The sequence below is a fragment of the Clostridium swellfunianum genome (assembly GCF_023656515.1).
Classification (GTDB): Bacteria; Bacillota; Clostridia; order Clostridiales; family Clostridiaceae; genus Clostridium_AT; species Clostridium_AT swellfunianum.
This window is the reverse complement of sequence record NZ_JAMOFV010000006.1, coordinates 3,897,467-3,911,920: the sequence shown is the minus strand read 5'-3', so window position 1 is coordinate 3,911,920 and position 14,454 is coordinate 3,897,467. Positions and strand designations below refer to the sequence as shown.

Genomic DNA, 14,454 nt, shown 5'->3' with positions numbered 1-14,454 from the left:
TAAAATTTGTATAAAATAAAGGAAAGATAATTATGCAAGAAATAGTAGAGAATTATAAAATTCTAGATTTATATAAAGATGCAAACGTGATAAAAAAGATGTCTTTTGCAGATTTAGATAAATTTGCTCAGGATATTCGAAGTTTTTTAATAGATAAAGTTTCTAAAACAGGAGGTCATCTGGCTTCAAATCTTGGAGTTGTAGAGCTTACATTAAGCCTTTACAATGTTTTTGATTTTGATAACGACAGGCTTGTTTGGGATGTTGGTCACCAAGCCTATATTCATAAAATACTTACTGGAAGAAAAGATAAATTTGATACTTTAAGAAAATACCAAGGTTTGAGCGGTTTTCCTAAAAGAGACGAAAGTATATATGACAGATTTGAGACTGGACACAGCAGTACTTCCATATCAGCAGCGCTTGGTATGGCTAGAGCAAGAGACTTAAGCGGGAAAAAGCATGAAGTAGTTGCAGTGATTGGCGATGGAGCTTTAACAGGTGGAATGGCCTTAGAGGCTCTAAACGATGTTGGATATAAGAAAACAAAAATAATTATAATTTTAAATGATAATGAAATGTCTATTGGTAAAAATGTAGGAGGACTTTCTACCTACCTAAGCAAGCTTAGAGTTGATCCTAAGTATAATAAACTTAAACAAGAGGTGGATACAACTTTAAGAAAAATTCCTAGTATAGGAAAGGGAATGGCGGATTCAATCGAAAAAATTAAGGATGGAATTAAGCAGGTAATTGTACCCAGCATGCTTTTTGAAGACATGGGCTTAAGATATTTTGGTCCCATAGATGGACATAATATTAAGGATCTTTCAAAGGTAATGTCTATGGCTAAAGGTATTAATGAGCCTGTTATTATACATGTAGTAACTCAAAAAGGAAAAGGCTATAAGTATGCAGAGAAAAATCCTGGAAAGTTTCACGGCGTAGGACCCTTTAACTGTGACAGCGGAGAAATGTGTACCTCAGGAGGCAGTTCTTATTCCGGAGCCTTTGGCAGCGAGATTGTAGAGATAGCTTCAGAGCATAAGAATGTAGTAGCTATTACAGCTGCCATGAGAGATGGTACAGGGCTTAACAAGTTTGCTGAAAAGTTTCCTAATAGATTTTTCGATGTAGGCATTGCAGAGCAGCATGCAGTTACGCTTGCTGCAGGGATGGCAAGCGAGGGATTAAAGCCTGTGTTTGCAGTATATTCAACATTTCTACAGAGAGCATATGATCAAGTGCTTCATGATGTTTGCATTCAAAAGCTTCCTGTGGTTTTTGCTATAGATAGAGCTGGTATTGTTGGTGAGGATGGTGAAACTCATCAAGGAGTATTTGACCTGTCTTTCTTATCACATATGCCTAATATGACTATTATGACACCTAAATGCATACCTGAGCTAAAAACAATGCTTAGATGGGCAGTAAAACAAAATCACCCAATTGCTATAAGATATCCTAGAGGCGGGGATTATACTGATCTGGAACTAATACCAGTAGAAAACTTTATAAAAGGAAAGTGGGAAGTAGTTTATAAATCTGAGTTTGTTGAAAAGCCAAGAAAGAAGATTGCTGTTATAGCCGCAGGAAAAATGGTACAGCATGCTCTTCTAGCAAAAGATAGGCTTGAACCTAGCTCTGTGGATTTAACGATAGTAAATTCCTGCTTTATAAAGCCTATTGATAAAGAGTTCATTAAGAAGTTACTTAATGAAGGCTTCAGCATTATTACTGTTGAAGATAATGTAATACACGGTGGGTTAGGTTCTGCTGTGCTACAATATGCAGCTTCCATAGGAAGCAAGATGGAAATTATAAATTTAGGTTTTAAAGATGAATTTATCACTCATGGTAGTGTTGACGTATTATATAAGCTTTATGGATTGGATGCGAGTGGAATAGCTTCCAGCATCAGAAAGCTGTTGTAGGAGGAAGTAAATGGCAGAAGCTAAAGAAAGATTAGATGTGCTTTTGGTTAAAAAAGGCATATTTGAATCAAGAGAAAGGGCCAGAGCCAGTATAATGGCTGGTCAAATTTTTATAGATGGTCAAAGAGTTGACAAGTGTGGAGACAAGGTGCTTGAAAGCTCAGAGATTGAGTTTAGGGGTGAGTCTCTTCCTTATGTAAGCAGAGGAGGCTTAAAGCTTGAAAAAGCTATCAAAAAATTTAATATAGAATTAAAGGATAAGGTGTGCTTTGATATAGGAGCATCTACTGGAGGCTTTACGGACTGTATGCTTCAAAATGGAGCCAGAAAAGTTTTCTCAATTGATGTGGGCTATGGACAGTTTGCATGGAAACTTAGAACAGATCCTAGAGTTGTATGTATGGAAAGAACAAATGTTAGATATGTTACTCCAGAGCAGATAGGGGAGCTTGGTAATTTTGCAAGTATTGATGTTTCCTTTATTTCGTTGAAAAAGGTTATTGAGCCAGTAATTAATTTGCTTGCAGCCGATGGAGAAGTTGCTGCGCTCATAAAGCCTCAGTTTGAAGCAGGAAGAGAAAAGGTTGGCAAACGTGGTGTTGTTAAAGAGGCTTCAACACATAAAGAGGTTATTTATGGTATAATAGATTTTATCAAAGGATTGAATTTAAAAATAATAGGCTTGGATTACTCGCCAATAAGGGGACCTGAAGGAAATATAGAGTATCTTGTTTATTTTACAAAAGATGAAAATTATGATGAAGCTTTTGAACTTAATTACATCGACAGGATTGTAGAAGAGGCACATGGAAATTTAAACTAAGGCTGTCCATGGGAGGATATATGAGAAATATCGGTATTAATTTAAATACGGGGAAAGACAAAAATGGTGAAATTTTAAGGTTTATACAAAATACTATCAAAGATATTATGTCAGATGCGGCAATTAAGGTGTTTAAAGATACTATTGGACTTGATGAAAAGTCTACCAGCAATTTAGATATGATAATATCTTTAGGCGGAGATGGAACACTGTTAGGTACAGCAAGAGAAATATTTAAGTTTAATATACCATTATTAGGTGTTAACATAGGAAATCTTGGATTTTTAACAGAAGTAGAAAGCTCTGAATTTTGCTATGCTATGGAAAGTATAAAAAACAATGATTATAGAATAGAAGAAAGAGCAATGCTTGACTGCAATGTGGAAGGTGCTGGCCGCGAAAAAAAATATGTATGCTTAAATGATATTGTTCTTGCTAAAGGGACTCTTGCAAGAATGGCAAAGTATGATATATACATTGATGACAGGTTTTATTCCTCCTTTACTGCAGATGGTGTTATTGTCTCAACGCCAACTGGCTCAACAGCATATTCTTTGTCTGCTGGAGGACCAATTATGTATCCTAATTTAAAGCTTATGTCTATTACACCAATATGTCCTCACTCTCTTGGAGTAAGGACAATAGTTATAGATGGCAGCAGCAAGGTAAGACTAACTGTTAAGAAGAAGCATGAAAGCGTTTTTTTAACTGTAGACGGACAGCAGTCTCTAGAACTTGTTGAAGAAGACAAGATAACAGTAAGTATGTCTCAATACAGGTGCAAGCTAATAAAGCTTTCAAGCTACGATTACTTCAGCATACTGAGACAAAAGATAACCTCAAGAACGAAAGAGTGTGAAGGTGATAAATAATGAAAGTTGCAAGACATGCAAAAATATTAGAAATTATTAATTCAAAGGATATCGAGACTCAAGAGGAATTGGCAGAAGAACTGAAAAATATTGGAATGGATGTTACTCAAGCTACAGTTTCAAGAGATATAAAAGAACTCAAGCTCATAAAGGTATTGTCAAACAACGGAAAGTATAAATACGCTTCAATAGCTCCTGTTGAAAAATTTTTATCAGATAAGCTGGTAAGTGTATTTAGTCAAACAGTCTTATCAGTAGAAAACGTTGATAAATTCATAGTTGTTAAAACAATTTCTGGCTCTGCATCTGTTGCTGCGGAGGCAGTTGATTCACTTCACTTTGAGGGAATAGTTGGAACTATAGCTGGAGATAATACCATATTTATTTTAGTTAGGACATTACAGCAAGCTACTCAGTTAGTACAAAGAATTAAGAAAATGATAAGCGAACAGGAGGCTTAAAATGCTTCTACAGATAAATATAACAAATTTTGCTCTTATTGAAAGGCTTAGTATAACCTTTGATAGAGGCTTTAATGTTCTAACCGGAGAAACAGGAGCAGGTAAATCTATACTGATAGATGCTATAAATTATGTGCTAGGAGGCAAATTCAGTAAGGATTTGATTAGAACTGGCGAAGATAAAACTTATGTTGAAGCTGTATTTTCATTAGAAAGCGACAGGACTTCAGAAGTTTTAAAGGATCTTGAAGTTGATTTTGAAGATTTGGTTATAATAAGTAGAGAAACTTTTCAATCAGGAAAAAGTGTTGCAAAAATAAATGGAAAGTCACTGTTATTGTCAAATATAAAGGCTGTAAGCTCGACTCTTCTAGATATCCATGGACAACATGAAAATCAAAATCTGTTAGAGTCTTCCAACCATATAGATTATTTGGATTCCTTTGGAGACAAGGAGTTAATGAAGGAGCTTGAAGAATACAAAAACGTATATAGAAGATATCTTGAAATAGAAAGTGAAATCAACAAGCTTCAAGGCAAGGATGGAGAAAAAGAAAAACTGATAGATTTCTATAGGTATCAGCTTGATGAAATAAATAAAGCTAAGTTAAAAAATGGCGAAGATGTGGAGCTTGAAAGCGAGTATTCAATGCTTGCAAATGCTGAAAAAATAAATAAAGCCTTAGGTAGTTCCTATGAAATATTAAACAGCGGCAGTGAAAATACTGTATCTATTTATGATGGACTAGGTGTAGCTATAAAGGAATTAAGAAGCATACAAAAGCATATGGAAAAAATAAAGCCTATTGCTGACAATTTGGAAGAAGTCTATTATATTGTAGAAGAGAATTCAGAGCATATTAGAAAGTTAAAGGATACTATTCAATATGATGAAGGAAGACTGGAGTTTATAAACAGCAGAGTTTATCAGATTGGATTATATAAAAAAAAGTATGGAAATACTATAGAAGATATCCTAGAGTATAGAGATAAGATTGAAAAGCAGTATAATGACCTTATAAACAGCAGTGAAATTATTGAAAAATTAAAGCTTGAAAGAAAAGCTAAAGAAGATAAGCTGAAGGATAAAGCCAACATACTGCATGCTATAAGAACTAAAATTGCTGACAAGTTAGAAAAATCCGTAAAGAGTGAGCTAAGCTATATTGGACTTGAAAAAAGTACTTTTAAAATCGAGGTTCAATTAATAGAGAGCTTTAATGAACTTGGAGGAGACAAAGTACAATTTTTAATTTCAACAAATCCGGGCGAACCTCTAAAACCACTAGAAAGAATAGTGTCAGGTGGAGAGCTTTCAAGAATAATGCTGGCACTAAAAACTGTGTTTGTAGATAAGGATCATATACCTTCCGTTATTTTTGATGAAATAGATGTTGGTATAAGCGGAAGAGTGGCTCAAAGCGTTGCCGAAAAAATGTACTCCATTTCTAATGGACATCAAGTGTTTTGTGTAACTCATCTGCCTCAAATAGCTTGCATTTCTGATGTACACTATCTTATAGCAAAAGATGTCAAAGAAGGAAAAACCTTTACCTCAGTTAAAAAAATGAATCAACAGGAAAAGCAGTATGAAATTGCTAGAATGGTTGGTGGTGCAGAGGTTACAAAGCTTACTTNGATTGTGACATGCTGAAGTGGCGGAACTGGCAGACGCACAGGACTTAAAATCCTGCGGTGGTTAAACACCGTACCGGTTCGATTCCGGTCTTCAGCACCNTTAATGTTGTCTTTCCGTGGTCTACGTGTCCTATTGTTCCAATGTTTACGTGTGGCTTATTTCTTTCAAATTTTGCCTTTGACATTTCTTTGTTCCTCCTTCGAATAAAAAAATTCAATATTATGTACTTTCAAATACACACATCCAGGTGTGTTGTAAAAGTTTAAAAAATAATTGGAGCCCATAACCAGGATTGAACTGGTGACCTCCACCTTACCAAGGTGACGCTCTACCGACTGAGCTATATGGGCAATTTGCTCTTCTGGAGCGGGTGAAGGGAATCGAACCCTCGTGACTAGCTTGGGAAGCTAGGGCTCTGCCATTGAGCTACACCCGCCAACATGCAACTTTATGTCACATACCAATTACTAATTTTAATGTAAAAACGTTTATATGTCAATATATATTTATTACTTTCCATATAAACTTTTTTCCAATTTTCTTTTAACTCTTTGAAGAGCATTATCTATAGATTTAGCATGTCGATTCAAATCGCACGCAATCTCCTGATATGACTTACCATCAAGATAGGAAGCTAATACTTCTAATTCCAAATCAGACAATACATCTCCTATTTCTTTGTGTATATGTTTTAATTCTTCTTGGCTAATAATCATTTCTTCAGGGTCTGTTACTTTAGCTGCAGATAATATATCCAGTAGTGTTCTGTCTGACTCCTCATCATATATAGGTTTATTAATAGATATATATGTATTAAGTGGAATATGCTTTTGGCGAGTAGCTGTTTTTATAGCTGTAATTATTTGCCTTGTAACACAAAGCTCCGCAAAAGCCTTGAATGAGGATAGCTTATCAGGCTTGAAATCTCTAATAGCCTTATAAAGTCCTATCATACCTTCTTGGTAAATATCTTCCTTGTCTGCTCCAATTAAAAAATATGATTTCGCCTTAGACTTTACAAAGTTTTGATATTTATTTATTAAGTATTCTTGTGCCCTAACATTTCCCTTTTTTGCATCGATTACAATTTCTTCGTCAAGTTTATCCTCAAACCAGCAAGAACTTCTAACAGAACCTACCCTTTTATCCATTGTATCCCCCCTAAAGCAACACTTTGCCTTATTTTGATTATACATTAGAATTATTTTTTTCGTCAAGGAATTTTATTTGCTTCTACGTAATTTTTCAAGTTTTTCCAGAATTTCTTTCTCAATCCTATCCTCCAATAGATGTCTCTTTTCAGAATGCTGTTTTTCGATCCTTCTCTTTATCCTTTCTTCGGCATCCTTTACTTCAAAGTAGAATTCTATTGAAGACACTCTGATAGCGCCTCTTTGAAAAGCCAATTGCTGTTCTAAGGAATCTGAAGTCACAATAAAAACTTCCTTTCTACGTCCTATATTGTCAATTGCTTTTTCAATATAGCTATCTGCTGTCTCCCCTTCTTTGGTATAAACGACTACTAAATTATCGCTAATCTTATCTTTTTTTTGAAGACTTCCCACCACCATATGAGCATCAAAAACTATGAATATCTTATAGCCTTTAAAAGCTGCATAGTTTTCCAAAAGATCTATCAGTTTTTGTCTAGCAGCTTCAAGACTATAATCTTTAACAGCGCGAAGTTCCGGCCAGCTACTTATTACATTGTATCCATCTATAAAAACGCTTCTCAATTTTATTCCCTTTTAAATCTTTGTTTTAGTACTTCATACATTAAAATGCCGCCAGCAACAGAAGCATTTAAGGAAGTAATATTTCCAACCATAGGTATTTTAGTGAGCACGTCGCATTTACTCTTTGTTAGCTTTGAAATTCCTCTTCCCTCGCTACCAATAACTAATGCCAACGCACCCTTAAAATCAACCTCAAAACAATAACTTTCGCCATCCATATCAGCACCATATATCCATATGCCTTTTTCTTTGAGTTCATCTATTAATGCATTGATGTTTGTAACCTTGGCAATTTTCATATGTTCTACTGCACCTGCAGAAGATTTATATACTATTGGAGTTACCCCTACATTTCTTCTCTTAGGTATAATTATTCCATGCGCTCCACAAACTTCGGCGCTTCTAATTATTGCTCCAAAATTATGAGGATCTTCAATCTCATCAAGAATAATCAAAAACGGCTTTTCATTTTTTTCATCAGCGTAATTTAAAATATCTTCTACCTGGAAATACTTATAAGGGGTAACTATAGCTATAACTCCTTGGTGCGCCTTAGATATAGACATATTATCTAGTTTTTTTCTATCTACTTCCTTAATAACAATCTTTTTTTCTTTTGCAAGACCTAATATTAAGTTTACAGAACCTTCAATATCACCTTTTGCAATAAGTATTTGTTCAATCGTTCTGTCTGACTTTAATGCTTCTATAACAGCATTTCTTCCCTCAATTAGGTCTTCTCTAACTGGTAATTCCTCATTATTTTTTAATGGTACCATTTCTTCTCTCGATGGTCTAGTTTCTCTGGTTTCTCTAAACGGTCTAGCTGTCCTCGAACCTCTATTGCTATCATTGTCTCTAAATCTACTCTTTTGTGATTCTCTTTTCATCTTATCCCTTCCTCTGCCACTCGCTATGTATTACTTATTCTGCTTCGATTCAATAATAAAACCAAAAAAATAATTAAGTCGTTCCGTTTGTTCAGTCACGTATAAATATCCTAACAAGGCCTCAAAGCCTGTAGCAGCCTTGTATTCCTGGAGGTCTGCATTTTTAGGTATAGTACCTGATTTAGAATTTCTCCCTCTTTTAAATATGCTTAATTCCTCTTCTGTAAGCTTTTCTTCAAGTATCTTTATGAATTCACTTTGAGCATGGGCCTTAACAAAAGATATAGCCTTAACATGCAGCTTATGAACAGACATATCTCTATTTTGATCCACAAGGTAAGTTCTTATAAAAACCTCATAAATCGCATCTCCTATAAAGGCTAGCACAAGAGGATTAAGTTGTCTTGCCTCTTGTGCTGTAAATCTATCTTTTAGCATATCAAATTCCATATTATATTAAGCCTTCTTCCATCTTACTCCCTGTGGTGTATCTTCAAGAATAATTCCGCGGCTCTTTAAATCATCCCTTATCTTATCAGATAACGCCCAGTTCTTATCCTTTCTAGCTTGCTGTCTTTGCGCAATTAATGCCTCTATTTCTTCTTCGAGACTTCCCTTTGTTGATTTTTGAAGTATTCCTAATGGTTTTCCAAGTTCTCTAATAAGGTTTAAAACAAGATTAATTAATTCCTTTGAGGAGTTTACATTAATATTTGTATTCACATCTCTTATCAAATCAAATATTACTGAAATTCCATCAGCCGTATTAAAATCATCATCCATCTTTTCAATATATTTATCTTTGTAACTATTTATTGCAGCCGCATAAATCTTTTCTTCCTCACTAATTTCTTCCTTCTTTACTTCCCCTAGTAGACTTTCAAGGTTTCCAATAGCATTGTAAAGCCTATCAAGAGCTGCCTTTGATGATTCTAGAAGCTCTTCATTGAAGTTAAGCTGAGTTCTATAATGACCAGAAAGCATAAATAACCTTATAACATCTGGGTTATACTTTTTTAGAACCTCTCTTGCAGTAAAGAAATTGTTTAATGACTTTGACATCTTTTGATTGTTAACATTTATGAAGGCTGAGTGCATCCAATAGTTTGCAAAAGGCTTTCCAGTCCTAGCTTCACTTTGAGCTATTTCATTTTCATGGTGTGGAAATACTAAATCCTCTCCACCTGCATGAATGTCTATAGTCTCTCCTAAAAGTTTATGTGCCATGCATGAGCACTCAATATGCCATCCTGGTCTACCCATACCCCATGGACTTTCCCATGCAGGTTCACATGGTTTTTGTTTTTTCCAAACAGCAAAATCCATTGGGTCTCTTTTTCTTTCATCTACGCTAATTCTTGCGCCAGCTTGGAGTTCCTCTAAATCCTGACCAGAAAGCTTTCCATATTCCTTAAAACTTTTTGTACTGAAGTATACATCACCATCAACCTCATATGCAAAACCTCTATCGATTAAATCTTTAACAAAATCAACTATTTCGCTCATAAATTCAGTTGCTCTTGGGTTAATTGTTGCTCTTTCTATGTTAAGTCCGTCTGCATCTTTATAATACTCACTAATATACTTATCACCAAGTTCCTTAACGGTTGAGTTTTCCTCATTAGCTTTCTTTATCATCTTATCATCTATATCAGTAAAGTTTTGAACAAATTTAACCTTATAGCCTCTGTATTCCAAATATCTTCTCACAGCATCAAACACTATAAATGTCCTTCCATTGCCTATATGAAAAAAGTTGTATACTGTAGGCCCACAGACATACATCCTAACTTCTCCTGGTACAATTGGAATGAATTCTTCTTTTCTTTTAGTCAAGGTATTATATATTTTCATGCCCTGTGCCTCCCTTAAAACTTCGTAGAATACTTTTTTTATAATATAATATTCTACCATATAATAACTTTCTATACGACATATAAATTTAAATTAAAAACCCACCCTAATAGGGTGAGTTATAATGAATTGTAACAATTTAAATTATATATATTGTCTTAAATCAAGTCAATTGATAATTTATCTAACATCTTTTCACCAATAACAAGATCTTCTGGGGTTGTTATCTTTATGTTATTATAACTACCTTCATAAAGAAAAACTTTGTGTCCACAATACTCAGCAATACTGGTGTCATCTGTAACTTTTATGTTATCTTTAAAAGCCTCTTTATGACTCTCTAAAATAAGTTGATATTTGAAGCACTGAGGAGTTTGAACAATAAACAAAGATTCCCTAGTTAAAGTAGTACTTGAAAAGCCATTTTCTGCTTTAATTTTGATTGTATCCTTAGGTGCTACTCCGCAAGTACATGCACCATGCTCATTAGCAAGTTTTATACCTTCTTCAATAATCCTATCGTCTACAAAAGGCCTTGCACCATCGTGTATAAGTACAACATCACAGTCAGTGCAAGCATTAAGTCCATTATATACCGAATGCTGTCTTTCTTTTCCACCTTCAACTATAGCCGAAATTTTACTAATTTTATATTTATCAACAATCTCTGCTTTACAGTATTCAATTTCAGTTTTAGCAGTAACCAGAATTATCTCATCTATTGAGGAACTGTTTTCAAAAGCCTTCAAGGTATAATAAAGTATTGGTTTATCTTTTATGTTGAGAAACTGCTTATTTATGTCCGCTCTCATTCTTGTTCCTCTACCTGCAGCTACTATAACTGCACAAACTTTACCCATAGCTTAACTCCTTATGTTGTCTTAGGACTCCATATCTTCCTTTCGTTTAGCAAAAATCATTCTTCCAGCTGCGGTTTGAAGTACAGAGGTAACTATAACGTCCATTGTTTCACCAATATGTCTTTTACCACCTTCAACAACTATCATTGTTCCATCATCAAGGTACGCTATACCTTGTCCTGACTCTTTTCCGTCCTTGATTATTTGAATTCTCATCTCTTCACCTGGCAAGACCACTGGCTTAACTGCATTTGCAAGCTCATTTATATTAAGAACTGGTACACCTTGGAATTCAGCAACCTTGTTAAGGTTATAATCATTAGTTATTACTTTTCCATTCAATACTTGCGCAAGCTTTAGAAGTTTACTATCTACTTCAGCAATATCAGGAAAGTCTTTCTCATAAATCTGCACATCAATGTTTAGTTCTTTTTGAATTTTGTTTAGTATATCCAAACCTCTTCTTCCTCTATTTCTCTTTAAGGAATCTGAAGAATCCGCAATATGTCTTAATTCTTCTAATACAAAATTGGGTATTATCAAAGATCCCTCTACAAAACCTGTTTGGCATATGTCAAAAATTCTTCCATCTATTATCACAGATGTATCTAAAACCTTGGCCTCACCTTTTAATGCATTCTTTCCTTTTTTATCTTTTAATCCACTTGGTTTTTTAATATTTACAAATAAGGCCATCAACTCTTCTCTTTTCCTAACAGCTATATCAGCCCCTATCGTAGACATAATTACAGCAATAACAACGGCAATAACTGTCCAAAAAAATGAAACATGTGCAAATAAGGCTCCAAGTAGTGAAGCAATAATTAGTCCTGCTATAGCTCCTGCAGTACCAAAAAGTATTTCATTAGCCGGTACTTTCTGGATGCTCTTCTCCATATAATCAACAGCTGTTAATATCAGTCGAGTTATAACTGGAGATATTAAAAAAAGAATAAATCCAAAAACTAAGGTACTTATGGTTAAAAATAATCCCTTAAGAATAATGCTGCTATTTATATAGCTTAATCTTGGAAAATAATTCGGGTTTATAACGATCTTACCTATAATAAATCCTAATATAAGTCCTGTTATAGTGAAAAGACCCCTTAGAATCTTTTTCAGCAAAGAAATCACCTCCTCCTAAAAGTATTAACAAATTTTGCATATTTAAATCCTTTAATATTTAATATAACTTAATAAAGAATTAATTTCAACAATTGAAGGCCTTATTTAATAATTTATTTAATTATCTGTTACAAGTTTCCTTTATAATTTTATAGGCTTCCTGAAGATTTATATCAAGTATTAGCATAATTTCACTAGCCACTAAACTTTCTGACTTATCCAGTATCTTTTGTTCACCAGGCGGCATTATTCCTTTTTTCTTGAGGTAATATAAATCTCTTACTACTTCACACTCTTTACTTAAATCTCCTGTATATATTTTATCATTATTTTCCCTATATCTTTTAGTCCATTTCTTTTCTATCTTCGCAGGTTTTGCACTTAAAACTAATAAACACTTCTCCAAAGTCTCTTTAGTTACAACTTCTCTCATTCTATATGCTTCAATCCTGCTCACAGGGATTAGTAAAGACATATTATCTATAGTTAATGTAATATCAACACACTTATATACGGTATCATAAACTTTCCTGAATTCAACACTTTTTATAACACCTGCTCCATAGTTTGGTACAAACACCTTATTTCCAACACTTAACATAATTATCCCCCTATCTATAAAATTGCTCTTGATTTATTATATAGGTGTAGATGAAATTTTGTCCTATGGTTTGTTGACAAAATTATCTAACAACTTTTATAATTACAATATAAGTAGTTTTATAAACTTTTTTAAGGAGTTGAGACCCGAATGAAAGACGTTATATTCGATGATTTTCAAAACTCTGTAAGCGAATCCCTTTTAAGGCATAGAAGTGTTTTAGATATAATGACAAAACTTCAAGAGTCAGAAGCGAGAATTAACAGAGCAGTTGCCAAAACTGTTACAAACTGTGGGTGCATGAGCATAGAAGCAAAAAAGCAAGGTAAGGATATACATAATGATGACATAGATTTAGAAGAACTAACGCATCAACTTAAAACACATATTGGAGGAAATGCTTGCGATAACTGCAGGGATGTACTTGAGAGAGAAATAGGAAACCATATGTTTTATTTAGCATCATTATGCAATGTTTTGGATTTAAACATGTATGATATTTTGCTAAAGGAATACGATAGGATAAATACTCTTGGAAAATTCTCATTAAGATAAAATAAGCAGCACCTAACAAGTCGGTGCTGCTTATTTTATATAGGTTTATCTATCATTATCTGCTCTCTTAGCCTTCTAAGACCATTTTTTATAGCTTTTGCTCTGGCTTCACCAATACCTTCAACTTTATCAAGCTGTTCATAAGAAGCCTCCATCACACCTTTGAGTTCTCTAAATCTTTTTATAAGGTTTTCTATAACTCCTGATGGAATTCTAGGTATCTTATTGAGCATTCTAAACCCTCTTGGTGAAATTAGAGTATCCACCAAAGGAACTCCGACATATCCAAGGAACCTCGCAATTAAGTCCAAATCGAGAAGTTCTTCAGAAGATAATCCTTGCAGTTGCCTATAAATTTCATTGTGATCAAGACTGCTCTGGCAGTAATCCCTTATTAAAAAGATTTCATCCTGCTCCACAAACTTAACAAGCTCATTTAACTGCATGGAAATAAGCCTTCCTTCGTTTCCAAGTTCACATATATATCTTTCAATTTCAGCAACTATTCTCATAACCATCTCAGTTCTTTGGATTGCAGTAATAACATCAAACAGTGTCGATAAATCCTGAAACTCCAAAAGATTTAAATTATTAATGACTCTATCAAGGACAGAAACATACTTTTCAAGAGTCTGTATAGCTTGATTTGCTTTTCCAAGGATAACGCTGCTATCTTTTAAAATATACTTTACATTACCTTTATAAACAGATATTATATTTCTTCTTTGAGAAATAGCAATAACAACTGCATCTGTTTTTTTAGCTACCCTGTCAGCGGTTCTGTGTCTGGTACCAGTTTCAAAGGTTGTTATGCTTGAATCAGGTACAAGTTGAGTATTAGCATATAAAATCTTTTTAATATCGCTGCTTAGAACAATAGCGCCATCCATTTTTGCAAGCTCATATATATAGGTAGGTGTATACTCAGAGTTAATAGCAAACCCTCCATCAACTAAATCTAAAACTTGCTCACTGTCTCCTATTACTATAAGTCCACCTGTCTTGGCTCTAAGCACATTTTCTAAACCCTCTCTAAGTTGTGTGCCAGGCGCCATCATTTTTAGTATATTTAAAATTTCTCTGTCCTTCTCAACTCTCACTACA

At 34.2% G+C, this 14,454-nt stretch carries 15 protein-coding genes, 3 tRNA genes and 1 pseudogene; 7 read left to right on the top strand and 12 right to left on the bottom strand.

Annotated features, from left to right (window positions below):
* The first annotated feature begins 32 nt into the window (after positions 1-32).
* The 6 genes from dxs to NBE98_RS18490 all read left to right on the top strand — a co-directional run bounded on the left by dxs (position 33) and on the right by NBE98_RS18490 (position 5,825).
* The gene (gene dxs / locus NBE98_RS18515; RefSeq protein ID WP_250816489.1) at positions 33-1,934 is read left to right on the top strand and encodes a 1-deoxy-D-xylulose-5-phosphate synthase; all 1,902 of its coding nucleotides are present in this window, start codon (positions 33-35) and stop codon (positions 1,932-1,934) included.
* A gap of 10 nt (positions 1,935-1,944) precedes the next feature.
* Positions 1,945-2,757: a TlyA family RNA methyltransferase gene (locus tag NBE98_RS18510; RefSeq protein ID WP_250816488.1), complete on the top strand. Its 813-nt coding sequence runs from the start codon at positions 1,945-1,947 to the stop codon at positions 2,755-2,757.
* A gap of 20 nt (positions 2,758-2,777) precedes the next feature.
* Positions 2,778-3,629, top strand: coding sequence for an NAD(+)/NADH kinase (locus NBE98_RS18505; RefSeq protein WP_250816487.1), 852 nt, complete (start codon positions 2,778-2,780; stop codon positions 3,627-3,629).
* On the top strand, positions 3,629-4,090 hold the full coding sequence (locus NBE98_RS18500; RefSeq protein ID WP_250816486.1) for an arginine repressor: 462 nt from the start codon (positions 3,629-3,631) through the stop codon (positions 4,088-4,090). The genes NBE98_RS18505 and NBE98_RS18500 overlap by 1 nt, the downstream gene beginning before the upstream one ends.
* A 1-nt stretch (position 4,091) precedes the next feature.
* On the top strand, positions 4,092-5,744 hold the full coding sequence (recN, locus tag NBE98_RS18495; RefSeq protein WP_250816485.1) for a DNA repair protein RecN: 1,653 nt from the start codon (positions 4,092-4,094) through the stop codon (positions 5,742-5,744).
* Positions 5,740-5,825 (top strand) — tRNA-Leu (locus tag NBE98_RS18490). The genes recN and NBE98_RS18490 overlap by 5 nt, the downstream gene beginning before the upstream one ends.
* Here NBE98_RS18490 and NBE98_RS18485 read toward each other — a convergent pair.
* The 11 genes and pseudogenes from NBE98_RS18485 to NBE98_RS18435 form a co-directional block, all read right to left on the bottom strand.
* Positions 5,809-5,913, bottom strand: a pseudogene (locus NBE98_RS18485) (GTP-binding protein); the annotation flags it as partial. The gene NBE98_RS18490 and the pseudogene NBE98_RS18485 sit on opposite strands and share 17 nt — an antisense overlap.
* A 90-nt stretch (positions 5,914-6,003) precedes the next feature.
* A tRNA-Thr gene (locus NBE98_RS18480) sits at positions 6,004-6,079 on the bottom strand.
* A gap of 12 nt (positions 6,080-6,091) precedes the next feature.
* Positions 6,092-6,165, bottom strand: a tRNA-Gly gene (locus NBE98_RS18475).
* A 73-nt stretch (positions 6,166-6,238) separates the two neighbouring features.
* Positions 6,239-6,880: an RNA polymerase sporulation sigma factor SigH gene (sigH, locus tag NBE98_RS18470; RefSeq protein ID WP_250816484.1), complete on the bottom strand. Its 642-nt coding sequence runs from the start codon at positions 6,878-6,880 to the stop codon at positions 6,239-6,241.
* 72 nt (positions 6,881-6,952) lie between these two features.
* Entirely contained in the window at positions 6,953-7,465 is a 513-nt protein-coding gene (locus tag NBE98_RS18465) for an NYN domain-containing protein (RefSeq protein WP_250816483.1), read from the bottom strand.
* A 2-nt stretch (positions 7,466-7,467) separates the two neighbouring features.
* Positions 7,468-8,244, bottom strand: coding sequence for a 23S rRNA (guanosine(2251)-2'-O)-methyltransferase RlmB (rlmB, locus tag NBE98_RS18460; protein WP_250817624.1), 777 nt, complete (start codon positions 8,242-8,244; stop codon positions 7,468-7,470).
* A gap of 141 nt (positions 8,245-8,385) precedes the next feature.
* Complete coding sequence (locus tag NBE98_RS18455; protein WP_250816482.1) at positions 8,386-8,805, bottom strand: Mini-ribonuclease 3; 420 nt, start codon at positions 8,803-8,805, stop codon at positions 8,386-8,388.
* 6 nt (positions 8,806-8,811) lie between these two features.
* Positions 8,812-10,209, bottom strand: coding sequence for a cysteine--tRNA ligase (gene cysS / locus NBE98_RS18450; protein ID WP_250816481.1), 1,398 nt, complete (start codon positions 10,207-10,209; stop codon positions 8,812-8,814).
* Positions 10,210-10,367: 158 nt separating this feature from the next.
* Entirely contained in the window at positions 10,368-11,069 is a 702-nt protein-coding gene (gene ispD, locus NBE98_RS18445) for a 2-C-methyl-D-erythritol 4-phosphate cytidylyltransferase (RefSeq protein ID WP_250816480.1), read from the bottom strand.
* Positions 11,070-11,090: 21 nt separating this feature from the next.
* Positions 11,091-12,194, bottom strand: coding sequence for a PIN/TRAM domain-containing protein (locus tag NBE98_RS18440; RefSeq protein ID WP_250816479.1), 1,104 nt, complete (start codon positions 12,192-12,194; stop codon positions 11,091-11,093).
* Positions 12,195-12,315: 121 nt separating this feature from the next.
* The gene (locus NBE98_RS18435; RefSeq protein ID WP_250816478.1) at positions 12,316-12,795 is read right to left on the bottom strand and encodes a CarD family transcriptional regulator; all 480 of its coding nucleotides are present in this window, start codon (positions 12,793-12,795) and stop codon (positions 12,316-12,318) included.
* A 150-nt stretch (positions 12,796-12,945) separates the two neighbouring features.
* Between NBE98_RS18435 and NBE98_RS18430 the strand changes: the two genes are divergently transcribed.
* Positions 12,946-13,350 carry a nucleoside triphosphate pyrophosphohydrolase family protein gene (locus NBE98_RS18430; protein WP_250816477.1) on the top strand — a complete coding sequence of 135 codons (405 nt, stop codon included), beginning with the start codon at positions 12,946-12,948 and terminating at the stop codon, positions 13,348-13,350.
* 35 nt (positions 13,351-13,385) lie between these two features.
* Here the strand turns inward: NBE98_RS18430 and disA are convergent, their stop codons facing one another.
* Complete coding sequence (gene disA, locus NBE98_RS18425) at positions 13,386-14,450, bottom strand: DNA integrity scanning diadenylate cyclase DisA (protein ID WP_250816476.1); 1,065 nt, start codon at positions 14,448-14,450, stop codon at positions 13,386-13,388.
* Positions 14,451-14,454: the final 4 nt, after the last annotated feature.